18 protein-coding genes, 1 tRNA gene and 1 pseudogene are annotated in these 23,933 nt (G+C 73.3%); 11 read left to right on the forward strand and 9 right to left on the reverse strand.

All coding sequences use genetic code 11. The features are described 5' to 3' along the window. Positions 1-41 precede the first annotated feature (41 nt). The 3 genes and pseudogenes from ACZ6SA_RS13645 to ACZ6SA_RS13655 form a co-directional block, all read right to left on the reverse strand. Positions 42-410 (reverse strand): hypothetical protein, encoded by a 369-nt coding sequence (locus ACZ6SA_RS13645; protein WP_465828097.1) that lies wholly within the window; start codon positions 408-410, stop codon positions 42-44. Between the two features lie 216 nt (positions 411-626). After that, a pseudogene (locus ACZ6SA_RS13650) lies at positions 627-1,612 on the reverse strand (IS5 family transposase). A gap of 68 nt (positions 1,613-1,680) precedes the next feature. Continuing rightward, the gene (locus ACZ6SA_RS13655) at positions 1,681-2,760 is read right to left on the reverse strand and encodes a LacI family DNA-binding transcriptional regulator (RefSeq protein WP_347647388.1); all 1,080 of its coding nucleotides are present in this window, start codon (positions 2,758-2,760) and stop codon (positions 1,681-1,683) included. 300 nt (positions 2,761-3,060) lie between these two features. Between ACZ6SA_RS13655 and ACZ6SA_RS13660 the strand changes: the two genes are divergently transcribed. The 5 genes from ACZ6SA_RS13660 to ACZ6SA_RS13680 all read left to right on the forward strand — a co-directional run bounded on the left by ACZ6SA_RS13660 (position 3,061) and on the right by ACZ6SA_RS13680 (position 9,728). Further along, entirely contained in the window at positions 3,061-4,026 is a 966-nt protein-coding gene (locus ACZ6SA_RS13660; RefSeq protein WP_443155014.1) for a carbohydrate ABC transporter permease, read from the forward strand. Further along, positions 4,016-4,870 carry a carbohydrate ABC transporter permease gene (locus ACZ6SA_RS13665; RefSeq protein WP_347647389.1) on the forward strand — a complete coding sequence of 285 codons (855 nt, stop codon included), beginning with the start codon at positions 4,016-4,018 and terminating at the stop codon, positions 4,868-4,870. The genes ACZ6SA_RS13660 and ACZ6SA_RS13665 overlap by 11 nt, the downstream gene beginning before the upstream one ends. Before the next feature lie 77 nt (positions 4,871-4,947). Continuing rightward, entirely contained in the window at positions 4,948-6,234 is a 1,287-nt protein-coding gene (locus ACZ6SA_RS13670; RefSeq protein WP_347647390.1) for an ABC transporter substrate-binding protein, read from the forward strand. Continuing rightward, positions 6,231-8,294 carry a hypothetical protein gene (locus tag ACZ6SA_RS13675; protein WP_465828101.1) on the forward strand — a complete coding sequence of 688 codons (2,064 nt, stop codon included), beginning with the start codon at positions 6,231-6,233 and terminating at the stop codon, positions 8,292-8,294. Before ACZ6SA_RS13670 ends, ACZ6SA_RS13675 begins: the two co-directional genes overlap by 4 nt. A gap of 93 nt (positions 8,295-8,387) precedes the next feature. After that, positions 8,388-9,728: an NAD(P)/FAD-dependent oxidoreductase gene (locus ACZ6SA_RS13680; protein WP_347647392.1), complete on the forward strand. Its 1,341-nt coding sequence runs from the start codon at positions 8,388-8,390 to the stop codon at positions 9,726-9,728. 47 nt (positions 9,729-9,775) lie between these two features. Here the strand turns inward: ACZ6SA_RS13680 and ACZ6SA_RS13685 are convergent, their stop codons facing one another. Further along, a complete protein-coding gene (locus ACZ6SA_RS13685) occupies positions 9,776-10,156 on the reverse strand; it encodes a zinc-binding dehydrogenase (RefSeq protein WP_347647503.1) in 381 nt (126 codons plus the stop codon). Between the two features lie 89 nt (positions 10,157-10,245). Further along, on the reverse strand, positions 10,246-11,766 hold the full coding sequence (locus ACZ6SA_RS13690) for an alpha/beta hydrolase (RefSeq protein ID WP_465828103.1): 1,521 nt from the start codon (positions 11,764-11,766) through the stop codon (positions 10,246-10,248). A 140-nt stretch (positions 11,767-11,906) separates the two neighbouring features. Between ACZ6SA_RS13690 and fdh the strand changes: the two genes are divergently transcribed. From fdh to nrfD, 3 genes are read left to right on the forward strand one after another with little or no spacing between them, the layout of a single operon-like run. Then, entirely contained in the window at positions 11,907-15,083 is a 3,177-nt protein-coding gene (fdh, locus tag ACZ6SA_RS13695; RefSeq protein ID WP_465828105.1) for a formate dehydrogenase, read from the forward strand. Then, positions 15,076-15,873: a 4Fe-4S dicluster domain-containing protein gene (locus tag ACZ6SA_RS13700; RefSeq protein WP_465828107.1), complete on the forward strand. Its 798-nt coding sequence runs from the start codon at positions 15,076-15,078 to the stop codon at positions 15,871-15,873. The genes fdh and ACZ6SA_RS13700 overlap by 8 nt, the downstream gene beginning before the upstream one ends. Then, entirely contained in the window at positions 15,870-16,973 is a 1,104-nt protein-coding gene (gene nrfD / locus ACZ6SA_RS13705) for an NrfD/PsrC family molybdoenzyme membrane anchor subunit (protein ID WP_465828109.1), read from the forward strand. The genes ACZ6SA_RS13700 and nrfD overlap by 4 nt, the downstream gene beginning before the upstream one ends. 136 nt (positions 16,974-17,109) lie before the next feature. Here nrfD and selD read toward each other — a convergent pair whose 3' ends face one another. Further along, entirely contained in the window at positions 17,110-18,138 is a 1,029-nt protein-coding gene (selD, locus tag ACZ6SA_RS13710) for a selenide, water dikinase SelD (RefSeq protein ID WP_347647397.1), read from the reverse strand. Between the two features lie 67 nt (positions 18,139-18,205). On the opposite strand from selD, the gene ACZ6SA_RS13715 reads away from it, so the two are divergent. From ACZ6SA_RS13715 to selB, 3 genes are all read left to right on the forward strand, one after another. Further along, positions 18,206-18,299: transfer RNA gene (locus tag ACZ6SA_RS13715), tRNA-Sec, on the forward strand. A gap of 14 nt (positions 18,300-18,313) precedes the next feature. Then, positions 18,314-19,612, forward strand: coding sequence for an L-seryl-tRNA(Sec) selenium transferase (gene selA / locus ACZ6SA_RS13720; RefSeq protein ID WP_347647398.1), 1,299 nt, complete (start codon positions 18,314-18,316; stop codon positions 19,610-19,612). Next, entirely contained in the window at positions 19,612-21,486 is a 1,875-nt protein-coding gene (gene selB / locus ACZ6SA_RS13725) for a selenocysteine-specific translation elongation factor (protein ID WP_465828111.1), read from the forward strand. The genes selA and selB overlap by 1 nt, the downstream gene beginning before the upstream one ends. A gap of 7 nt (positions 21,487-21,493) precedes the next feature. Here selB and ACZ6SA_RS13730 read toward each other — a convergent pair whose 3' ends face one another. The 3 genes from ACZ6SA_RS13730 to chrA are packed head-to-tail and all read right to left on the reverse strand — an operon-like array spanning position 21,494 to position 23,922. Beyond that, positions 21,494-21,880: a VOC family protein gene (locus tag ACZ6SA_RS13730; protein WP_347775189.1), complete on the reverse strand. Its 387-nt coding sequence runs from the start codon at positions 21,878-21,880 to the stop codon at positions 21,494-21,496. Next, positions 21,877-22,665, reverse strand: a complete 789-nt coding sequence (locus ACZ6SA_RS13735; RefSeq protein WP_465828113.1) for an arsenate reductase/protein-tyrosine-phosphatase family protein — start codon at positions 22,663-22,665, stop codon at positions 21,877-21,879. Before ACZ6SA_RS13735 ends, ACZ6SA_RS13730 begins: the two co-directional genes overlap by 4 nt. 33 nt (positions 22,666-22,698) lie before the next feature. After that, positions 22,699-23,922, reverse strand: a complete 1,224-nt coding sequence (gene chrA, locus ACZ6SA_RS13740; protein ID WP_465828115.1) for a chromate efflux transporter — start codon at positions 23,920-23,922, stop codon at positions 22,699-22,701. Positions 23,923-23,933: the final 11 nt, after the last annotated feature.

Raw genomic sequence — 23,933 nt, forward strand, 5'->3', positions numbered from 1 at the left:
CGCGCCGGTCGCGTCGCGATCGCGGAGAGGGGTGGCCCAGCTCACTTGACCCAGGCGGAACACGAACCGGTCTCCTCGCAGACGCGCATTCTGAGCACGTTACCCGGGGCGACACCTGTCGCTGCATCACCGTCTGGATCACGGTCCCACACCTCGTACGTGCGTTCGGAATTGGAGCGCGAGTCGTGATACCACACCTGCCCGACGACATCGTTTCCATCCTTCTCGACGTCGTTCACGTACAGCGAGTTGGTCATTGCAGGAACCCAACCGGTGTCGGACCCGTGTTCGGCATAGAGGGCGTGGGGGCCTGCCGATGCCTGTGCCGGCCCTTGTGCCGCCAGCGTGACCAATAGTGCGGATGTCACACCGACGGCGGCTCGGCCAACCGGGGATACAACGTTTGCCATGGCATTCCTCTCCTGGGGGGCATGGGTCGCCGTTCATGCGGTTTCGACAGCCCTCTTCGGCTCCTCAGCGTGCCGGACCAACCCATGAGCTTCAATGGTGCTGAGCCGCCACCACTCGGCAATCGGTCTACTCTCGAAGACTCGGCGCCCTCCCGCCGCTTCCGGCGACCCTCTGCGGACCACCGAGCGACTAGGGCCTGTACGGAGTTCGGATCTTTAGGCCGGCCGGAGGCTGCGGAGCCATAAGACGGCTCCTCGGAGATGAAGACCGGCCAGGTAACTGTCGGGGGTCTTGTCGAACCGGAAGGCCAGCCCACGCCACTCCTTGATCCGATTGACGCACCGTTCCACGGTGTTGCGCTCCTTGTAGAGATCCGGATCATGACGGACTGGCCGGCCGCCACGAGAACCACGCCTTTTGCGGTTGGCTGCCTGGTCGACCTTCTCCGGGATGACCGCCTTGACTCTGCGCTGGCGCAGGTAGGCGCGGTTGCCGTGGGAGGAGTACGCCTTGTCGGCGGCCACCGCGCCCGGCCTGGTACGCGGACGGCCGACCGGCAGGCGGATCCTGATGCGCTTCAGCACCGCGCGAAACTGCGGGCTGTCTCCCGCCTGACCGGGAGTGAGAACGAAGGACAGCGGACGGCATCGCCGGTCAGCCGACAGATGCACCTTGCTGGTCAGCCCGCCCCGCGAGCGACCCAGCTTGGCCACCTTCAGCCGGAACCTGTGCCCACGTCGCAGGCGCCGGCGCGCGTTCCCCTCTCCGTCGTCGGGGCCATCGTCACCGGCGTTTTGCCCCTTTGGCGTAGCCCCTTTTCCTGCTCGGCCGCCTTACTCAGCGCTGCGGCCAGCTCGCCGTCCAGCGCCATCCCAGCAGCGTGATGGTGGGCACGGGCCGTGGTGGAGTCCACGCTGACCACGTCGAGGTCTGCCTGACCACGGGCCGCAGCCTCAGCGATCATCGCCTGCATCAACTGCTCGAACACCCCGCTCACCGCCCACGAGCGGAACCGGTCATAGACCGTGGACCAGGGCCCGTACTCTGCGGCGGGCAGGTCCCGCCACGGGCTGCCGGTCCGAAACCGCCACATCACCGCGTTGAACTGCTGCCGCAGGTCCGGGATCGGGCCTCGCTCGCCCAGCGGCAAGTGAGGCTCGATCAAGGACCACTCCTCGTCAGTGAGGTCTCCACGCGCCATGGCGAAGACCTACCAGGATCGCGGATCGGAGCGCAGGAAATCCTCCTGATCTCAACTCCGTACAGGCTCTAGGTGGGCGCCGGTCCCGTGCTGTCGCGGATGAGCAGCCGGGGCTGGAAGCGCACGTTGTAGCCGCCGCTCTCGCCGTTCATCAGCGCCCACAGCCGGTCCCACGCCTGCCGGCCCAGCTCGTTCTTGGGGATCGACACCGTGGTCAGCGGGGGAGTGGTGTAGCGGGCGAACGGGATGTCGTCGAACCCGGTGACGGACACGTCGCCGGGCACCCGCACGCCCAGCTCGTGCAGGCCGGTCAGCGCCCCGGAGGCCACCATGTCGTTGAACGCCACCACCGCGCTCGCGCCGCACTCCAGCACCGGGCCGGCCGCGGCGTGGCCGTCGTCGAACATCGAGCCGCACGGCACCTCCGTCAGCGTGAACCCCGGGTTGCCGGCCGCCGCCGCACGCAGCGCGGCGAGCCGCAGCACGTGCGAGGAGCTGGCCTCGGGACCGCTCAGGTAGGCCAGGTGGCGGTGGCCGAGGCCGGTGAGGTGGGAGATCAGGTCGTCGATGCCCGCGACGTTGTCGACCGACAGCGACGGGGCGGCCAGGCCGGGGACGTCGCGGTAGACGAGCACGAAGGGCGCCAGGCGGTCGCTGAGCTCGCGCAGCCGCTCGTCGGGGGCGCGGGGCGAGGCGAGCACGAGCCCGTCGGAGTTGCGCCGCGCCTCGATCGCCAGGATCGTCTCCTCCTCGATGTCCTCGTTGGACTCGGCCACCAGCAGCTGGCGCCCTGCCTTGCCCGCGGCCTGGCTGAGCCCGCGCAGCACGCCCTGGAACAGCGGGTTGGCCAGGTCGGGGACCACCAGGGAGATCGTGCCCGTGCGGCCGAGCGCGAGGCTGCGGGCGGCCACGCTCGGCTCGTAGTCGAGCGCCTGCGCGGCCGCGCGCACGCGGGCGGCGAGCTCCGGCTTGACGGTGGTGGAGCCGTTCATCACCCGCGACACGGTGGCGCGGGAGACGCCGGCGGCCTCGGCGACCCGGCTGATGGTCGGCGCGCCCGCCGGCCGTGGCCCCCGCCTCCCGGCCGATCCCGGCTGGGAGGCCGGCTCCTCCCGGTCCTCCGCACGCTCTCCGGTTCCTGCCCTCATCCGCTCCCCCTGCACGCTCCGGCCGTTCCGCCTGCATGCATTAAATCGCCGAGCCGTGACGAGCGCGCCCGCGGCCGGGCGCGCTCGCAAGATACCGGTTTCTCAATCTGCCTGCAACCGGTTGCCGCAGGAGTCGGAAGGAAAAATAGCCCGGCATTGCCGCAGCTCAGTGCTTCGCTCGACAGGCGTTGACACCCTCTGACGGCTCTGTTAGAAACTGGTTACTCACTGGCCGGACGGCACCTTGGCCCCGGTCGCCCTGACACGCGCATCCCCCGCGCGATCGGCAAGGGGTGGTCTATGAGCAACCGTTCGACCCCGGCCGTCGCCCCGCCCGAGCGAGAGCCCCCTCTCGCGAGGGTGAGGCGGCGGCGACGGCGGTCCTCGCCGAGCGGCCCCGCGCGCGACCGCATCGGCTATCTCTTCCTGACGCCGTGGCTCATCGGCATGGCGCTGTTCACCGTGGGGCCGATCCTGGCCTCCCTCTACCTGTCGTTCACCGAATACACCCTGCTCAAGCCGCCCGAATGGCTGGGGCTGGACAACTACCGGCAGATGCTGGCCGATCCGCGGCTGCACAAGTCGCTCGGGGTCACGTTCCTCTACGTGTTCGTGTCGGTTCCCGTCCAGCTGGTCCTGGCGCTGGCGCTGGCGCTGCTGCTCAACCGGGGCGTGCGCGGGCTGAGCTTCTACCGCTCGGTCTACTACCTGCCGTCGCTGCTCGCGGGCAGCGTGTCCGTCGCGATCCTGTGGCGGCAGATCTTCGGCAAGGAGGGCCTGGTCAACCAGGTGCTCGCGATGGCCGGCATCGAGGGCGTCAGCTGGGTCGCCCACCCCGACTTCGCCCTGGGCACGCTCATCGTGCTCAACGCGTGGACGTTCGGCGCGCCGATGGTGATCTTCCTGGCCGGGCTGCGCCAGATCCCGCACTCCTACTACGAGGCGGCGGAGGTCGACGGCGCGGGCCCGGTGTCGAGGTTCTTCCGCATCACGCTCCCGCTGCTGACGCCGATCATCTTCTTCAACCTCGTGCTGCAGCTGATCGGCGCCTTCCAGAGCTTCACCCAGGCGTTCGTGATCAGCGGGGGTCGCGGCGGCCCGTCCGACGCCACCCTGCTCTACACGCTCTACCTCTACGAGCGCGGCTTCGGCTCCTTCGACATGGGCTACGCCTCCGCGATGGCGTGGGTGCTGCTGGCCATCATCGCCGTCCTGACCGGGCTCAACTTCCTCTTCGCCAAGCGGTGGGTGTTCTATGGCAACTGAGCTGAGGCCATCGCGCCGCCGCCGGTCGTGGCGGCTGCCGAGGCACGTGCTGCTCATCGGCTTCGGGCTGGTGATGCTCTATCCGCTGTTGTGGATGGTGTCCAGCTCCGTCAAGCCCACCGAGACCATCTTCCGTGACCCCTCGATCTGGCCGACCGAGCTCGACCTGGGCAACTACGTCGAGGGCTGGGGGGCGCTGAGCCACCCGTTCCACTTCTACCTGTGGAACTCCGCGGTGATCGCGATCCTCGCGGTGGCCGGCAACCTGCTGTCGTGCTCGCTGGCGGCCTACGCGTTCGCCCGGCTGAGGTTCCGGGGCCGCAACCTCTTCTTCGCCGCGATGCTGGCCACGCTGATGTTGCCCATCCACGTGCTCATCGTCCCGCAGTACGTGCTGTTCTCCCAGCTCGACTGGATCAACACCAACCTGCCGCTGGTGGTGCCGAAGTTCCTGGCGCACGACGCGTTCTTCATCTTCCTGATGGTGCAGTTCATCCGCGGCCTGCCCAGCGAGCTCGACGAGGCGGCCCGCATCGACGGTTGCGGCCACATCAGGATCTACTGGCGGATCATCATCCCGCTGTCGGTTCCCGCGCTGGCGACCTCGGCGCTGTTCACGTTCATCTGGACCTGGAACGACTTCTTCAGCCAGCTCATCTTCCTGACCGATCCCGAGCTGTGGACGATGCCGGTGGCGCTGCGGTCGTTCATGGACGGCCAGGGTGAGACGGCCTGGGGTGAGCTGTTCGCCATGTCCATCGTCGGGCTGATGCCCATCTTCGGCTTCTTCCTCGCCGGTCAGCGTTACCTGACCCAGGGCATCGCGACCACGGGCTTCAAGTGATCCCGGCACGGCAGGTCACGCGGGCGTCACCGCACGGGCGATTAAAACGTTCTATATCAGCAGAAAGGAAAGGACCGATGTCACGAAGGTCCAGAAGGCTCGCGGCGCTCTGCCTGGCCGGCGTCATGCTGGCGGTCTCCGCCTGCGGCGGCGGGTCGCCGGAGAGCGGCGACGGCACCGTCGAGCTGCGCTTCGGCTGGTGGGGCAACAACGACCGCGCCGATGCCACCCAGAAGGTCATCGACGCGTTCCAGGCCAAGAACCCCGGCATCACGGTCAAGGGCTCCTACACCGACTTCAACTCCTACTTCGACCGGCTGGCCACCGAGGTGGCCGCCGGGCGCGCGCCCGACGTCATCACCCTCGGCGGCGCCTACCCGCGCGAGTACGGCGACCGCGGCGCCCTGCTCGACCTGTCCAAAGTGACCCTCAAGACCGACAAGATCGGCGCCGCGGCGCTGGACAACGGCAAGTTCGGCGGCATCCAGTACGGCGTGCCCTCCGGGGTCAACACGATCGCCACCGTGATCAACCCCGCCGTGTTCGAGAAGGCGGGCGTGGAGGTGCCCGACGGCGACACCTGGACCTGGGACGACTTCAGGCGCATCGCCAGAGAACTGGCCGGCAAGCTGCCCAAGGGCACGTTCGCGCTGGCCGACCCCACCAGGACCGACATGCTGGACGTCTACTCGCGCCAGCGCGGCGAGGCCCTCTACACCGCCGACGGCAAGGTCGGCATCAGCGCCGCGACGCTGGCCGGCTGGTGGACGATGACCCTCGAACTCCGCGACGCCGGGGCGACCCCGCCCGCCTCGCAGACGGCCGAGCTCATCACCCAGCCCGCCCCCGAGCAGTCGCTGATGGGCCGCGGCCTGGCCGCGATGCAGTTCGACTGGAGCAACCAGCTCACCTCGCTGACCAAGGCCGCGGGCAAGCCGCTGAAGCTCATCCGGGTGCCCGGCGAGACCGGCGCCACGCAGCCGGGCATGTGGCTCCAGGCGTCGCAGATCTACAGCATCAACGCCAGGAGCGAGCACCCGGAGGAAGCGGCCAGGTTCGTGGACTTCCTGGTGAACGGCCCCGACGCCGGAAAGATCATCCTCGCCGACCGCGGCATCCCGGCCAACTCCGACGTACGGCAGGCCATCGCGAGCGTGCTCGGCGAGGAGGAGAAGGCCCAGGCCGAGTTCATCGACGACCTGACGCCCAAGGCAGGACCGCCGCTGGTGATCGGGCCCGCGGGCTCCACCGACACGCCCAAGATCCTCGACCGGGTCAACGCCGAGGTGCTGTTCGACCGGCAGAAGCCGGCCGAGGCGGCCGCCGACTTCATCCAGCAGGTCGGGACGGCGATCCAGCAGTGACCGGGGCCGGGATCGACCGCCGCGCGCTCGTCGGCCGGCACGCGGTCGAGGTGACGCGGATCGTGCCGGAGTCGCCGCTGTCGGTGGGCAACGGGGAGTTCTGCTGCACGGTCGACGTCACCGGGTTGCAGACCTTCCCGGACGCCCACCCGGTCGAGGACCGCACCGCCGCCTGGCCGGGGACGCTGCTGGCCACCATGTCCGCGTGGGGCTGGCACAGCGTTCCCGGCGCGTACGAGCCGGGCAAGACGACCCGCATGTACGACACGCCACGCGGGCCGGTGCCGTACGTGGACATGGCAGGCGATCTGAGCGGCTCGGGCGAGTCGCCCGCCTCGGCCGCCGAGGCGTGGTTGCGGGCCAACCCGCACCGGCTGGACCTCGGCCGGATCGGGTTCGCCGCGACCGCCGGCCCGCCGCTGAGCCCCGGCGACCTCACCGGGATCCACCAGCGGCTCGACCTGTGGACCGGCGTGATCACCAGCCGCTACCTGCTGCGCGGCGCGCCGGTCCGGGTCACCACCGCCTGCCATCCCGAGCGCGACGTGCTCGCCGTGCGGGTCGAGTCGCCGCTGCTGGCGGGCGGTCTCGCGGTGCGGCTGGCGTTCCCGTACGGGTCGCAGGCGTGGGGGAACGCGGCCGACTGGTCGCGTCCCGGCGCGCACTCCTCGAAGGTGCGGCCCGCTCCGGGCGGATGCACGGTGGAGCGGGCGCTCGACGGCACCGCGTACGGCGTGGCGGTGGCCATGACCGGCGGCGGCCGGGCCGCGCAGGACGGGCCGCACGAGGTGCTGCTCACCTTCACCGAGCCGGCCGCGGAGCTGGTGGTCGCCTTCGCGCCCGCCGCCGGCGGCGAGCTCCCCGGCTTCGGCGAGGTCGCCGCCGCGTCCGGCCGCCACTGGGCGCGCTTCTGGAGCACGGGCGGCGCGGTGGACCTGTCGGGCGCCGGCGACGCGCGGGCTCCCGAGCTCGAACGCCGCGTCGTGCTCTCGCAGTACCTCACCGCGATCCACTGCGCCGGCTCCACCCCTCCGGCGGAGACCGGGCTGATGGCCAACAGCTGGCGCGGCCGCTTCCACCTGGAGATGCACTGGTGGCACGCGGCGCACTTCCCCCTGTGGGGGCGGGCGGAGCTGCTCGAACGCAGCCTCGGCTGGTACGCCTCCATCCTGCCGCGGGCCCGCGAGACGGCCAGGGCGCAGGGTTGCCCGGGGGCGCGCTGGCCCAAGCAGGTCGGCCCCGACGGGCGGGAGAGTCCCAGCCCGATCGGGCCGTTCCTGCTCTGGCAGCAGCCGCATCCGATCTTCCTGGCCGAGCTGGTGCGCCGCGCGACCGGCCCTCGGGCGCTGGCCGAGTACGCCGGCGTCGTGCTCGACACGGCCGCGTTCATGGCCGCCTTCGCGACCAGGGGCCCGGGCGGGCACGGGCTGGGGCCGCCGCTGGTGCCGGCCCAGGAGTCGTACGCGGACGTGCGGGCGAGCGCCGCCAACCCGACGTTCGAGCTCGCGTACTGGTCGTGGGCGCTGGAGGTGGCCCAGCGCTGGCGGCGGCTGCTGGGCCTGCCGCCCGAGCCGGTGTGGGCGCAGGTCGCCGCCGGCATGGCCCGCCCGCTGGTGCGCGACGGGGTGTACGCCGCGATGGACGCCCCGCCGTACACCGTGCGGGACGACCACCCGTCGATGCTGTACGCCCTGGGCTTCGTCCCGCCCACCCGGCTCATCGACCCGGAGATCATGCGCGCGACGCTGCGCGACGTGCTCGCCACGTGGGACTGGGAGAGCACCTGGGGCTGGGACTACCCGGCCATCGCCATGACCGCGACGCGGCTCGGCGAGCCGGAGACGGCCGTGGACGCCCTGCTGATGCCCGTGGCCAAGAACGCCTGCCTGCCGAACGGCCACAACCGGCAGACCGCGTCCCTGCCCGTCTACCTGCCGGGCAACGGCGGCCTGCTGGCGGCGGTCGCCCTCATGGCCAGGGGCTGGGACGGCGGCCCGCCCGCCCCCGGGTTCCCCGCCTCCTGGCAGATCCGCCACGAGGGCCTGCTGCCGCTGCCCTGACCCTTACCGAAAGGGGCAACGGACGGCCCTGATCGGGGAAAGGAGGGTTGAAAGCGTCTCCGCCCGGCCAGATGGCATGGCACGGGGGTGGAGATGGCGAAGCCGAGGGTCGTGGTCGTGGGTGCGGGGTTCGGCGGGTTCTCCTGCCTGCGGGGCCTGGAACGGAGGCTGCCTCGGGGCGCCGCGGAGCTCGTCCTCGTCAACCCTTCCGACTACCACCTCTACACCCCGCTGCTTCCCCAGGTCGCGGCCGGTGTCATCAACCCGGCGGACGCGGCGGTCCCGCTGCGAGGGCTGCGGCGCACCCGGCTCAAGCCGGGGGAGGCGATCGGGATCGACCTGGACGCGCGCACGGTGACGGTGCGCGACCGCGACGGGAACGTCAGCGGCATCGGCTGGGACCGGCTCGTGCTCGCCCCCGGCAGCGTCACCCGCGCGTTCGACATCCCCGGCCTGACGGAGCACGCGCACGGCTTCAAGACCATCATCGAGGCGGTCTACCTGCGCGAGCGGGTGCTGGCGCAGCTCGAACTGGCCGACGGGCTGCGCGACGGGGCCGAGCGCGCGGCGTACACCACCTTCGTGGTGGTCGGTGCGGGGCTGGCGGGCACGGAGTACGTCGCGCAGATGCGGATGTTCGTGCGCTCGGCGCTGGCCGCCTACCCCCGGCTGCGGGCCGAGCACATCCGCTGGATCATGGTCGACCCCGGCCACCGGGTCCTCTCGCACCTGGACCCCGGGCTGTCCGAGCGCGCGCTGGCCATCCTGCGTGCCCGGGACGTCGAGGTACGGCTCGGTGCCGCCGTCGACCGGCTGACCGCCGACACGGTCCACCTGAACGACGGCACCACGGTGGCGTGCCGGCTGCTGGTGTGGACGGCGGGCGTCGCCGCCTGCCCCCTGGTGGGCGAGCTCGGGCTGCCGACGGAGAAGGGCCGGATCGTGGTGGGCGCCGACCTGGCCGTACCCGGACGGCCCGACGTCGTCGCCCTCGGGGACGCGGCGGCGGTGCCCGACCTGACCCGCCCGGGGTCGGTGTGCCCGCAGACCGCCCAGCACGCGATGCGGCAGGGCCACGCCGCCGCCCGCAACGTCGCCGCCGGTCTCGGTCATGGGCGGGCCAGGCCGTACCGGCACCGCGACCTGGGCGCCGTGGCCGATCTGGGCGGCGGGCAGGCCGTCGCCGCGCCGTTCGGCCTGCGGGTGACGGGCCGGGCGGCGGCGGCGATCACCGGCGCGTACCACCTGTTCGCCCTGCCCGCCGCCGGCACCCGGCTGCGGGTCGCCGCCGACTGGGCGCTGGCCGGGCTGGTCAGCCGCCAGACCGTCAGCCTCGGGCTGGTCCCGGACGCCGCCGCCGAGCTCTCCCGGGCCGAACAGCTGAGCATCCAGCCCTCCGCCGGGCCGGAGCCCTCCGGGCGAACCCCAGCATGAGCTCCGGCCGGACCGGACGCCATCGAGAGCCGTGCCGGGGAAACGGCTCAAACGATCATGACCCGGCGCCCGCGGGTGTGACCGGCTTGGCTGTCGATGCACGCCTGGAGGGCCTCGGCCAGGGTGTACGACTTCTCGACCGGGATGTGGAGCCTGCCCCGCGAGATGAGGCCGGCAGCCTCGGCGAGCGCCTCCGGCATGCTCCCGGCCACGCCGGAGAAGCGGACACCGAACTCCGGCGCGGCGAGATCGGCGATGGAGATCACCTTCTGCGGGTCCCCGGTCAGCTCGACGAGCTCGCGGATCACGCCTTCTGCCACAGCGCCCTCACGGACCCTCCAGTCGTGCGGGTTCACGCCCGCCGCGCGCACGGCGATGCGTACTTGACCGGGGCCGGCGTGGGGCTCCTCGGCATCGATGAGGTGCAGGACATCGGGGCCGCCGAACTCGGCCGCACGTGCCGCTCATGCCCGCGCTGCGCCGCGAGATCCGTGACGGGGCTGAGCGCCGCGCCCGATCAGCTCTTCGACGTCGTGGAGCGCCCCGAAGTCCCGTTCTTGTGGGCGCCGGGCCGCGCCCGGCACACGGTCCCGGCGGCGGGCAGCCTTCCCGTCACGAGGTAGGCGTCGACGTGCCGGGTCGCGCAGGCGGACCTTCGGTAGGCGGTGTGGCCGTCGCCGTCGTAGGTCAGCAGGCCGGAGCCCCGGATGCGGGCGGAGAGGCTGCGCGCCCAGCGGAGCGGGGTGGCGGGGTCGTGGGTGTTGCCGACCACCAGGACGGGCGGCAGCCCCTTGATCGGCCGCGCGTGCGGTGCGCGGGCCGGGGCCACCGGCCAGCCCGCGCAGCTCACGGTCATGTCCCAGAACTCCGACGTGCCGCGCATGTGGGGGGCCGCCTTGGCGACCCGCCGCATCCGGTCGCGCACGTCACGGTAGCCGCGGATGCGGGGGTCGACGTCCGTGCAGAGGATCGAGCGGTAGGCGGCCGTGCTCACCGGGTCGTCCAGCGCCTGGGCCCGCATGGACGCGAAGAGCTGGGCGTCCCCCCGCTCGGCCTGCGCGATCGCGGTGGCCAGCCCTCCGGCGAACTCCGGGATGCCGGTGAGGAACGCGTAGGCGGTGTAGCGCAGTTCGCCGGCGGTCAACGGCCGGCCGCCGCGCACCCCGATCGGTTCGCGCTCGGCCCTGGCGACCAGGCTGTCCCACACCGTGCCGGCATCGCGGCCGTGCAGGGCGCACGTCGCGGTGCCCGCGCACCAGGCGGTGAAGCGGCCGAAGGAGTCCTCCACCGCCCCGGCCGCGTCGACGACCAGCCTGGACGTGGGGATGCCCTGGTCGACCGCGCCGTCCAGCGCCATCGTGCGCACCCGATCGGGGAACATCCGGGCGTACCGCGCGCCGAGCATGCTGCCGTACGACTTGCCGAAGAAGCTCACCTTCGCCACGCCGAGCGCGGCCCGTACCGCGTCGAAGTCGCGAGCGACGTCGGCGGTGCCGAGGTGGCCGAGCAGAGGGCCGGTGCCCCGGGCACAACTGCGGCCGACGGCCCTGCTGGACGCGACGAGGCGCTCGTAGCCGGTCCGGCTCTTCGGGAACTGGCTGATGGCGGGGTCGTGGACGGGCAGTCCGCACCGCACCGCGGGCGTGCTCGCGCCCACGCCCCGCGGGTCGATGCCGACGATGTCGAAGCGGCGGCGCAACTCGTCGGAGAAGGTGCCGGACGCGTGGTCGCGCACGAGAAGCGCGGCCGGCACGCCCGGGCCCCCGGGGTTGTAGAACAGGGTGCCGACCCGGGAGCCGGGGTCGGTGGCCTTTCGGCGTACGACGGCCAGGTCGATCGTCGCCCCCGCGGGGGCGCTCCAGTCGAGCGGCACCTTGATCACGCCGCACTCGGCGCCCGGCCGGTCGGGGCACGCCCTCCACGACAGGCCGCCGGGAGCGGCGGGGGAGGGGCGGGCGCCGGCGGCGGCGGAGGCCCCGCCGACCAGGCCGATCGCCGAGGCGGACGTGACGGCGATGAGCATGCGCAGGAAGTTCACGGGGGAGCATTCTTCGCGGGCCGCCCCGGCCCGGCATCGGCCGTTCGGCCGATCTCCCCTCGGCCGAACGGGCCGTCACGTGCCCTGAATTTGACTGAGCCGCCCGAATGGGCCACGCCAAAACGGGCAGAAGCCGCATCATGCCAGGAAGGGGATGGCTGGCCCGGTGGCCGGTGATGCGCCAGCTCGCCGGCGAGGACGGCAGGAGCGACGCGGCACGCTCGGCCCGCACCGACGCCCTGCGCCCCCGCACCGAGGACGCCGGCACGGTCGCCCGCTCGATCTGCCCCTACTGCGCCGTCGGGTGCGGCCAGCTCGTCTACGTCAAGGACGGTGCGGTCACCCAGATCGAGGGAGATCCCGACTCGCCCGTCTCCCGTGGCCGGCTGTGCCCCAAGGGCTCGGCCAGCAAGCAGCTCGTCACCCATCCTGGCCGCCAGACCGAGGTGCTCTACCGCAGGCCGCACGGCACCGCCTGGGAGCGCCTCGACCTGGACACCGCGATGGAGATGATCGCCGACCGGGTGGCGCGCACCCGGCGGGAGACCTGGGAGGAGAGCCACGAGGGCAAGGTCGTGCGCCGCACGCTGGGCATCGCCAGCCTGGGCGGGGCGACGCTCGACGACGAAGAGAACTACCTCATGAAGAAGCTCTACACCGCCCTCGGAGCCATCCAGGTCGAGAACCAGGCCCGCATTTGACACTCCTCCACCGTCCCCGGTCTGGGGACCAGCTTCGGGCGTGGCGGCGCGACCACCTTCCAGCAGGACCTGGCAGGCGCGGACTGCATCGTCATCCAGGGCTCCAACATGGCCGAATGCCACCCCGTCGGTTTCCAGTGGGTGATGGAGGCGAAGGCCCGCGGGGCCAGGGTCTACCACGTCGACCCGCGCTTCACCCGTACGAGCGCGCTGGCCGACCGGCACCTGCCGATCCGCGCGGGCAGCGACATCGTGCTGCTCGGCGCGCTGATCAACCACGTGCTGGAGAACGAGCTGGACTTCCGCGAGTACGTGCTGGCCTACACCAACGCCGCCACGATCGTGTCCGAGGACTTCCGTGACACCGAGGACCTCGACGGCCTGTTCTCCGGCTGGAATCAGGAGACGGCCACGTACGACCCGAGGAGCTGGGCGTACGAGCCCGCGGGCGAGCAGCCCCCGGCCGCTCAGGCGGAGGGCGGGCCCGAGGACGCGGAGGCGGCCGGCGCGGACGCCTACGGCGCGGGCGGGCCCGGCGCGCACCCCAGCCCGCACACCGACCCGACGCTCAGCCACCCGCGCTGCGTCTACCAGATCGTGAAACGGCATTTCGCCCGCTACACCCCGGAGCTGGTCGAGCGGCTGTGCGGCATCCCGCGCGACGGTTTCGCCGAGCTGGCCGAGGCGGTGACCGCCAACTCCGGCCGCGAGCGCACCACCGCCTGGGTCTACTCGGTCGGCTGGACCCAGCACACCGTCGGCGCGCAGTACATCCGCACCGCCTCGATCCTGCAGCTCCTCCTCGGCAACATGGGACGGCCCGGCGGCGGCATCCTGGCGCTGCGCGGCCACGCCAGCATCCAGGGCTCGACCGACATTCCGACGTTGTTCAACATCCTGCCCGGCTACCTGGACATGCCGCACGCCGGGCGGCACGGCGGCCTCGACCACTACCTGGAGGTGGAGGGCGGCACGACGGGCTTCTGGGGCAACCGGCGCTCCTACCTGGTGAGCCTGCTCAAGGCGTGGTGGGGCGAGGCCGCCACCGAGGAGAACGACTTCTGCTTCGGCCACCTGCCGCGCATAACCGGCGACCACGGCCACTACACCACCGTGATGGGCCAGATCGACGGCACGGTGAAAGGCTATTTCGTGGTCGGGGAGAACCCCGCCGTCGGCTCCTCCGGCGGCCGGGCCCAGCGCCTCGGCCTGGCCAACCTCGACTGGCTCGTCGTCCGGGACCTGACCCTGGTGGAGACCGCCACGTTCTGGCTGGACGGCCCGGAGCTGGAGACGGGCGAGCTGCGCACCGAGGACATCGGGACCGAGGTGTTCTTCCTGCCCGCCGCGAGCCACGTGGAGAAGGAGGGCACGTTCACCAACACCCAGCGGCTGCTCCAGTGGCGGGAGAAGGCGCTCGACCCGCCCGGCGACTGCCGCAGCGAGCTGTGGTTCTACCACCACCTCGGCAAGCTCCTCAAACAGCGGATGACCGGCGACGAGATCGACCGGCCGGTACGCGAGCTGACCTGGGACTACCCGGAGCACGGCGTGCACCGCGAGCCCTCGGCCGAGGCCGTGCTCCGCGAGATCAACGGGGTCGGCCCCGACGGGCGCGCCCTGTCGACCTCCACCCAGCTCCAGCCCGACGGCTCCACGCGCTGCGGCTGCTGGATCTACTGCGGCGTGTACGCCGACGAGGTCAACCAGGCCGCCCGCCGCCGCCCCGGCCGGGAGCAGAGCGCCGTGGCGCCCGAATGGGGCTGGGCCTGGCCGGCCAACCGGCGCATCCTCTACAACCGGGCCTCCGCCGACCCCGAGGGCCGCCCGTGGAGCGAGCGCAAGGCGTACGTGTGGTGGGACGCCGAGCGCGGCGAGTGGACCGGGGACGACGTGCCCGACTGCGAGATCGGCAAGCCGCCCGGCTACGTGCCGCCCGAAGGCGCCCGCGCCCAGGACGCGCTCGCCGGGACCGACCCGTTCATCATGCAGTCCGACGGCAAGGGCTGGCTGTACGTGCCGGCCGGCCTCGTCGACGGCCCGCTGCCCGCCCACTACGAACCCCACGAGTCGCCGGTCGCCAACCCGCTCTACACCCAGCAGGCCAACCCGGCCCGCCGCACCTACCACCGGCCCGAGAGCCCGTACAACGTGCCGGACGGACGGTTCCCGTACGTGCTGACGACGTACCGGCTGACCGAGCACCACACCGCGGGCGCCATGAGCCGGCCGCTGGCCTACCTCGCCGAGTTGCAGCCCGAGCTGTTCTGCGAGGTGTCCCCGCAGCTCGCCGCTGAGGTGGGACTGGTCAACGGCGGCTGGGCCACGATCGTGACCAGCCGCGCCGTGGTGGAGGCCAGGGTGCTGGTCACCGGGCGGATGCGGCCGCTGCGCGTCGGGGGCGGGATCGTGCACCAGGTCGGGCTGCCGTACCACTGGGGGTGGGGCGGACGCGGCCTGGTCACCGGTGACGTCGCCAACGACCTGATGCCGCTGGTGCTCGACCCGAACGTCTACATCCAGGAGGGCAAGGCCATGACCTGTGACGTGCGGCCGGGCCGCCGGCCGAGGGGCCCGGCGGCGCTGGATCTGCTGGAGAGGTACCGCCATGGCTGAGCGGATGGGGTTCTTCACCGACACGAGCGTCTGCATCGGGTGCAAGGCGTGCGAGGTCGCCTGCAAGGAGTGGAACCAGATCCCCGACGACGGCTTCGTCTTCGAGGCGACCTCCTACGACAACACCGGCATGCTGGGGGCGAACACCTGGCGGCACGTCGCCTTCATCGAGCAGTCACGGCCGGTGCGCGCCGGCGACGAGGAGGGCGTGGACCGGTGGCTGATGTCCTCCGACGTGTGCAAGCACTGCACGCACGCCGCCTGCCTGGACGTCTGCCCGACCGGGGCGCTGTTCAGGACCGAGTTCGACACGGTGGTGGTGCAGGCCGACATCTGCAACGGGTGCGGCTACTGCGTGCCCGCCTGCCCGTACGGCGTGATCGACCGGCGGGAGGACGACGGGCGGGCCTGGAAGTGCACGATGTGCTACGACCGCCAGCTCGGCGGCCTCGAACCGGCCTGCGCCAAGGCGTGCCCCACCGACTCGATCCAGTTCGGGCCGCTCGACGAGTTGCGGGAGCGCGCCGAGGAACGGGTGAGCCGGCTGCGCGACGACGGCCACGAGGAGGCCCGCCTGTACGGCGAGAGCCCCGGCGACGGCGTGGGCGGCGCGGGGGCGTTCTTCCTGCTGCTGGACGAGCCCGAGGTGTACGGCCTGCCGCCGGATCCCGTGGTGACCACCCGTGACCTGCCGGCCATGTGGCGCTGGGCGGGCGCGGCCGCGCTGTCGGCGGCGGGCGCCGTGGCCCTCGCCTTCCTCGGGCCGGCGCGCAGGGGGGAGCGGCGGTGACGCGGGAGCGGGAGGTGGTGCCGGAGGTGGAGTTCCGGTCCTACTACGGACGCCCGGTGCTCAAGCCGCCCGTCTGGCACGAGCCCCATATGCCGACATATCTCTATCTGGGAGGGATGTCGGGAGCCTCGTCCACCATCGCCGTCATGGCCCGGCTGACCGGCCGCACCCGCCTGGACCGCACCGCCCGCATCGCGGCGGCCGCCGGGGCGTCCCTCGGAGCCGCCCTGCTCGCCGCCGAGCTGGGCAGGCCGGAACGGTTCCTCAACATGTTGCGGATCTTCAAGCCCACCTCCCCGATGAGCGTCGGCTCGTGGATCCTCGCCGCCCAGGGCGGGCTGTCGGCGGTCGCTCTGCCCGGAGTCCTGCCCGGCGCAGTGCCGGGAGTCCTGCCCGGCGTCCTGCCGGCCGCCGGCGACGCGGCGCTGCTGGCCACCGGGGTGACCGGGCCGCTGACCGCCACCTACACCGCCGTCCTGGTCGCCGACACCGCCGTACCCGCCTGGCACGAGGCGTACCGGGAGCTGCCGTTCCTGTTCGCGGGCAGCGCCATGGCCGCGGCGGGCGCGGTCGCCATGCTCGGCACGCCCCGGGCCCAGGCCGGCCCGGCCCGTGCCGTGGCCGCGCTCGGAGCGGCCACGGAGACGGTGGCGGGCGCGGTGATGGAACGGCGGCTCGGGTTCGTCGGGGAGCCGTACCGGACGGGCCGGGCCGGCCGGCTCATGCGTGCGGCGCGTGCCCTGACGGTGGGCGGCGGGCTGCTCGCGGTGGTCGCAGGGCGCAGCCGCGCCCTCACCGCCCTGGCCGGGGCCGCCCTCACGGCAGGCTCCCTGTGCACCCGCTTCGGCATCCTGGAAGCGGGCCGCGCCTCGGCCGCCGACCCGAAGTACACCGTCGTCCCCCAACGCCAACGCCTCGACGCGGCCTCGGCACCCGCTCCTGACGGTGACGGCCCGCACGCCGGACGCCTCCCGCACGAGGGCGGCTCTGTCGGCGGCTCTGTCGGCGACGGTCCTCGCGCCGGGCACCTCCCGCACGACGGGGGCTCGGATGGCGACGGCCCTCGCGCGGGACGTCTCCCAGGCGATGCCGGCTCCTGACGGTGAGGCCGTCGCGGGGGACGTCGCCCACCCGTCGACGGCTCCTGGCGGCAGGTTCTCGTGAGGGACGAGACGCGGCGTCGCCGCCCGCGCACGTCCGCCGGCGCTCGTCGAGGACGGCACGCTGCCGGAGGCGTCAGCGCAGGCGGAGGTGAGGGCCGTCCAGGGGGACCAGCTCGCCGATGACCGGCGCGCCCGGGACCTCGCCGGCGACCAGCAGGCCGCCCGACGTCTGGGCGTCGGCCAGCAGCAGGAGTTCGTCCTCGCCGAAGCCGCCGGGGTCGAGCCGGGGCCGTACCCAGTCGAGGTTGCGGCGGGTGCCGCCGCTCACGTAGCCGTCGCGCAGCGCCTGCCGGGCGCCCTCCAGGTACGGCACCGCCGCCACGTCCACCACCGCCGTCACGCCGCTCGCCCGGCAGAGCTTGTACAGGTGCCCGAGCAGGCCGAATCCGGTCACGTCCGTGGCGCACGCCACCCCGGCGGCCAGCGCGGCCCGCGCCGCGTCGCGGTTCAGCGTGGTCATCGTCTTCACCGCCTGCGCGAACACCTCGCCCGTCGCCTTGTGCCGCGTGTTGAGCACGCCGATGCCGAGCGGCTTGGTCAGCGAGATCGGCAGTCCGGGCCGGGCAGCGTCGATGCGCAGCAGCCGTGCCGGGTCGGCCAGGCCGGTGACCGCCATGCCGTACTTCGGCTCCGGGTCGTCCACGCTGTGGCCGCCGGAGACGTGGCAGCCCGCCTCCCGCGCCACGTCCAGGCCGCCGCGCAGCACCTCCTTCACCAGGTCGAGCGGCAGCCGATCGCGGGGCCAGCCGAGCAGGTTCACCGCGACGAGGGGCTCCCCGCCGACCGCGTACACGTCGGACAGGGCGTTGGCCGCCGCGACGCGCCCCCAGTCGTACGGGTCGTCCACCACGGGCGTGAAGAAGTCGGCGGTGACCACGACCGCCCGGTCACCGCCGATCCCCACCACGGCGGCGTCGTCCCCGTCGTCCAGTCCCACGATCAGCTCGCCGGCCGGTGAGCCGGCCGAGCCGGGACGCGGCGCTTTCAGACCGGCGACGACGGCCTCCAGCTCGCCGGGCGGGATCTTGCAGGCGCAGCCGCCTCCGTGCGCGTACCGCGTCAGCCGGACCGGGCCGTCCTCCACCACGTTCGCCGATGTCATGGCTGTCCTCACTGCAGTTCGCGTGTGCCGCCGGGTCACCTACCCCGCGGTGGGTAGGTTCTCCCCTGGAGGCGTCTGGGCGCCTGGTGGCCCCCGCGGTCTTCAAAACCGACGAGGTCGAGGTCCTCGGCCTGGCGGGTTCGATTCCCGTCCGCCTCCGCTTATGTTCGGGAACATGGACCGTCGCAGGCTGGTGCCGCGCACCGACGCCGTGCTCGCCGACCCGCGCCTGGTGGAGGCGGGCGGGCGGCTCGGCAGGCCGGTGGTCAAGGCGGCGGTGGCGGCTGCCCAGGATCGGGCGCGGCGGGGCGAGATCGGCCCGGGGGACGTGGCCGACGCGGCGGTGGCGGCGCTCCCGGCGCACGCGGCGAGCCTGCGCCCGGTCGTCAACGCCACGGGCGTGCTGATCCACACCAACCTCGGCCGGGCGCCGCTGTCGGCTGCGGCCGTCGCGGCGATGACCGCCGCCGCGGGGCCCGCCGACGTGGAGTTCGACCTGGTGACGGGCGCCAGGGCGCGGAGAGGACGGGGCGCGGTCGAGGCGCTCGCCGCGGCCGTGCCCGCCGCGGCGGACGTGCACGTCGTCAACAACAACGCCGCCGCTCTCGTCCTGGTCGCCACCGCGCTCGCCGCCGGGCGGGAGATCCTCATCAGCCGGGGCGAGCTGGTGGAGATCGGTGACGGGTTCCGCATCCCCGACCTGCTCGCCTCCACCGGGGCGCGGCTGCGCGAGGTGGGCACCACCAACCGCACCTCCGCCCGCGACTACGCCGACGCGGTGGGGCCGCTGACGGGGTTCGTGCTCAAGGTCCACCCGTCGAACTTCCGGATCGAGGGCTTCACCGGCGCGGCCGAGGTGCCGGAGCTGACCGGTCTGGGCGTCCCCGTCGTCGTGGACATCGGCTCGGGCCTGCTGGTCCGCGAGCCGCTGCTGCCCGCGGAACCGGACGCCACCACCATGATCGAATCGGGCGCCGACCTGGTGACGGCCAGCGGTGACAAGCTGCTCGGCGGGCCGCAGGCGGGGCTCCTCCTGGGCCGCGGCGACCTGGTCGAACGTTGCCGCCGGCACCCGCTCGCCCGCGCGCTGCGGGTGGACAAGCTCACGCTCGCCGCGCTGGAGGCGACGCTGCGCGGTCCCGCACCGCCGGTCCGGGAGGCGCTGCACGCCGCCCCGGCGGCGCTGGCCAGGCGCGCCGAGGTCCTGGCGGGCCGGCTGGCGGGCGCCGGGGTCGACGCGTCAAGCGTGCCGAGCACGGCCGCCGTGGGAGGTGGCGGCGCGCCCGGCGTGAGGCTGCCGAGCGCCGCCGTGGGCCTGCCCGAACGGCTCGCCGTACCGCTGCGGACGGGCGATCCGCCGGTCGTCGGGCGGATCGAGCACGCTCGCCTGCTGCTGGACCTGCGCACCGTCCCGCCCGAGCGCGACGACGACGTGGAGCGCGCGGTGCTGGCGGCCGCGGAGGTGCGGGACTGATGCACGTCGTGGCCACCGCGGGGCACGTCGACCACGGCAAGTCCACCCTGGTGCGCGCGCTCACCGGCATGGAGCCCGACCGGCTGGACGAGGAACGCCGGCGCGGCCTGACCATCGAACTCGGCTACGCGTGGACGGAACTCCCGTCGGGCGGACGGCTCGCGTTCGTGGACGTCCCGGGCCACGAACGGTTCCTCGCCACGATGCTCGCGGGGGTCGGGCCCGTGCCGGCCGTCATGTTCGTGGTGGCGGCCGACGAGGGCTGGATGCCCCAGTCGGAGGAGCACCTGGTGGCCCTGGAGGCTCTCGGCGTACGGCACTGCCTGCTCGTGGTGACCCGGTCCGACCTCGCCGATCCGGCCCCGGTGGTCGCCCAGGCCCTCGCCCGCCTGGACACGGCCGGCCTCGGCGAGGTGGCGGCGGTCGCCGTGAGCGGTCGCACCGGCCAGGGGCTGCCCGAGCTGCGGCGGGCGCTGGACCGGCTCGTGACCGGGCTGCCCCGGCCCGATCCGGCCGCAGCGGTACGGCTCTGGATCGACCGGGCGTTCAGCGTGACCGGCAGCGGAACGGTGATCACCGGCACGCTGCCCGCCGGAACGGTCTCGGTGGGCGACGAACTGCTGCTGGCCGGCGAGCCGGTGCGGGTCAGGGGGCTCGAGTCGCTCAAGGAGCCGCGGGACACGGTGACCGGGGTCGCCAGGGTGGCGGTCAACCTGCGCGGCCATGACGTGCCCGGGCGCGGGCACGCGCTCGTCACGCCGGGCGGCTGGACGGCCACCGACCTGGTGGACGTGCGCGTCACCAGCGTCGGGGGCCACGTGGCAGGACCGCGGCGCGAGGCCGCCGGGTTGCCCCGGCGGTTGACGGTCCACATCGGGTCGGCGGCGGTGGCGGCCGAGGCGCGGCCGCTCGGCGGGCGCGTCGTACGGCTGCGGCTGGCCCGGCCGGTGCCGCTGCACCTCGGCGACGTGCTGCTGCTGCGTGATCCCGGACGCGACCGGTCGGAGATGCGGGTGCTCGCCGGGGCGAGAGTCCTCGACGTGAGCCCGCCCGCCCTGGGCCGCAGGGGCGCCGCCAGGCAGCGCGCGGCCTTCCTGGAGTCGGCCTTCCTGGAATCGGCGCTGCCGGAGCCGGCCCTGTTGCAGCCGGCCCCGTTGCAGCCGGCCCCGTTGCAGCCGGCCCCGTTGCAGCCGGCACTGCCGGAGGCCGTCGCGTCAGGCACGGCGTACGCGCTGCGCCTGCACCGGTTGCTGCGCGCCGCCGACCTGCGTGCCATGGGCGTCGCGCCGGGCGCTCCCGGAACGTCAGGGGAGTGGTACGCCGATCCGGGACACTGGAGGGATCTGGGCCGGCGGCTCGTGGAGGCGGTGCGGCACTACGCGGCCGGCCATCCCCTCGATCCCGCCATGCCGATCGAGGCGGCCCGCCACGAGCTGGGCCTGCCCGACCGGCAGCTGGTCGCCACGCTGGTACGGCCGCCGCTCACGCTCGCCGGAGGGCGGATCGTGGCCGGGCCCGCGGGCCTGCCGGAGCGGGTGGCCAGGGCGGTCGAGCGGCTGAGACGGGACCTGGCGGCGCGGCCCTTCCACGCGCCGGACGCGGGCCGGCTGGCGGAGCTGGGCCTGGGCCCGCGGGAACTGGCCGCGGCCGAACGGGCCGGGAGCCTGCTGCGCGTGGGCGAAGGAGTCGCGCTGTTGCCGGGAGCCGACGCCCGGGCGGCCGAACTGCTGAGCCGGCTGCCGCAGCCGTTCACGGTCAGCCAGGCCAGCCACGCCCTCGGCACCACCCGCCGCGTCGCCGTGCCGCTGCTCGAACACCTCGACAGGGCCGGTCTCACCGAACGGGTGGACGAGGTGCACCGGCGCTGCAGATGATCGCGGCTCAGCGCCCGGCGGGCTCGAACAGCTCGACGAGATTGCCGGCCGGGTCGGCGAGCAGGATCTGGCGCCCGCCCGGCCCCGCGACGACCTCGCCGCGGAAGGACAGCCCGGCGGCGCGCAACCGGTCGATCTCGGCGTCGAGGTCGTGGACGGTGAGATGGATGCGGTTGCGGCCCGGCGCGGCGGATCCCTCGGGCGTGGCCCGGGCGCCGGAGCTCTCCGGCCCGGACAGGAGCAGCCGCAGCGGGCCGCGGACCACGTCGGCGAAGGCGGGCGCGGGGTTGGCGCGCAGGGTGAAGCCGAGGTGGGTGGTGTAGAAGCGTACGGCGGCGGCCACGTCGTCGACGATGTAGCGGACGCCGGCGAGTTCGGCGGGTGGCGTGGTCATGACGTTACCTCCGGGGCGGCGGTGCGGGTGAGAACGGGCAGCAGGAAGCGGATGCGGGTGTCGATCTCCGCCGCCGTGCGCAGGAAGGCGGGGTAGCTCGCCTGGTCGTCGTCGCCCGGCGCGGCCGGGTCGGGGATGCTCCAGTGCGCCGGCCGGGGCCGGCCGCCGAACACGGGATGCATCTCGCGGACCTTGTCGCACAGGCTGATCAGATGATCGAAACGGCGGTGGGCCACGGTGTCGAGATGGCGCGTCCGCCGGTCGGTCAGGTCGACGCCGTACTGCTCGCGCAGGACGCGTACGGCGTTGGGATGCACGCTCGGTTTCGGGTGGCTGCCGGCGCTGGTCACCTCCACGTGCCCGCCGCCGCGGTGGCGCAGCAGCGCGGCGGCGATCGGCGAGCGGGCGCTGTTGCCGGTGCACGCGAACAGCACCCGGGGAGGGCCCGGGACGTCGCCGGATGACGGGGCGGGTGGCGGGGCGGGATCGAGGCGCAGCGCCGGATGGAGGGCGGCGCCCGCCTCGGCCAGCGCGTGCGCGCAGCGATCGAGGTCGAGGTGGTAATAGCTGTCGCGGGCGTCGAAGCTGCTGCGACGGGCGGTGACCAGCCCGCTGCCGCGCAGCAGCCGCAGATGGTAGGAGATCAGGTTCTGCGGGTGGCCGAGCAGCTCGACGAGCTCGCGGACCCGGTGGTCGCCGGTGGCCAGCGCGGTCAGCAGGCTCCACCGCAGGGGATGGGCGGCCATGCGTACGAACGCCGGGGCGGTTCGGCCGGTGGGCACCATGCCGCCAGAATACATCAAAAGCATTTGATGGACTCAGCCGAGCAGCGTGCGGGCCAGCCCGACGGCCGCGCCGCCGGCGATCAACCACGCGTTGTTGAGCCTGGTCGTCCAGAGCAGCACCAGGCTGAACACCGCTATGGCCGCGGTCAGCGGGTCGACGACGGCCGTGCGGGCGAGCTGGTAGGAGACCCCGGCCATGAGCGCCAGCGCCGCGGCGTTCACCCCGTCGAGCAGGGCGGACGCCCACCGGCTCGAGCGCAGCCAGCCGGTGAGCCGGGTGAGCAGGCCGACGAAGACGAACGACGGCAGGAAGATGGCCACGGTGGCCACGAACGCGCCGATCGGCCCGGCGACGACATAGCCCACGAAGGTGGCGGTGGTGAACACCGGCCCGGGGGTGACCTGGCCGATGGAGACCGCGTCGGCGAGCTGCTGCGAGCTGAGCCAGCCGAGCCGCTCGACGAAATCGCCGCGCAGGAAGGCCAGCAGCACGTAGCCGCTGCCGTACAGCACCGAGCCGATCTTCAGCATGGTGAGGAAGAGCTGCGTCAGCTGACCTCCGGTCGGGTCGGGGAAGAGGGGAGATCCGCCGAAGGCGAGCAGCGGTGCGGCGAGCACGCCGGGCAGCCGGTTCTGGCCGCCGGGCGGGCGGCGTGGCAGCCGGCGTGGCAGCCGGCGGGGCAGCCGGCGCGGCAGGCGTACGGCGGAGGCCAGCAGCGCCCCGGCCGCCAGGATCAGCAGCTCGTTGATCCCCGCCAGGTAGGCGGCCAGCGCGGCGAGGGCCAGGGCGCCCAGCCACCCGGTCTTGATCACTGTGCGCCACAGGCCGAACAGGGCGTGGGCGATGATGGCGATCACCGCCGGGACGATGCCGTACAGGAGGCCCTCGGCCGCGGGCGTGCTGCCGTAGGTGACGTAAGCCCAGGCCAGGGCGGTGACGATGAGCGCGGCAGGCAGGATGAAGCAGACCCCGGCCGCGACGAGGCCGCGCATGCGCGCACGGTCGTGGCCCAGGTGGATGGCCAGCTCGGTGGAGTTGGGCCCCGGGATCAGGTTGGTCGCGCCCATCAGGTCGGCGAAGCGCTCGTCGCTCACCCAGCCGCGGCGGCGCACCAGCTCGTCGCGCATCATCGCGGTGTGCGCGGCCGGGCCGCCGAAGGCGATGGTGCCCAGCTTGAGGAAGAGCAGCGCCACCTCCCGGACCGCGCGCCAGGACGCCCCCGCCCCGCCGGAGCCTCCGGTGACGTGCTCGCTCACCGCCGCGGTCC

The organism is Nonomuraea sp. NPDC049378 (assembly GCF_055586745.1).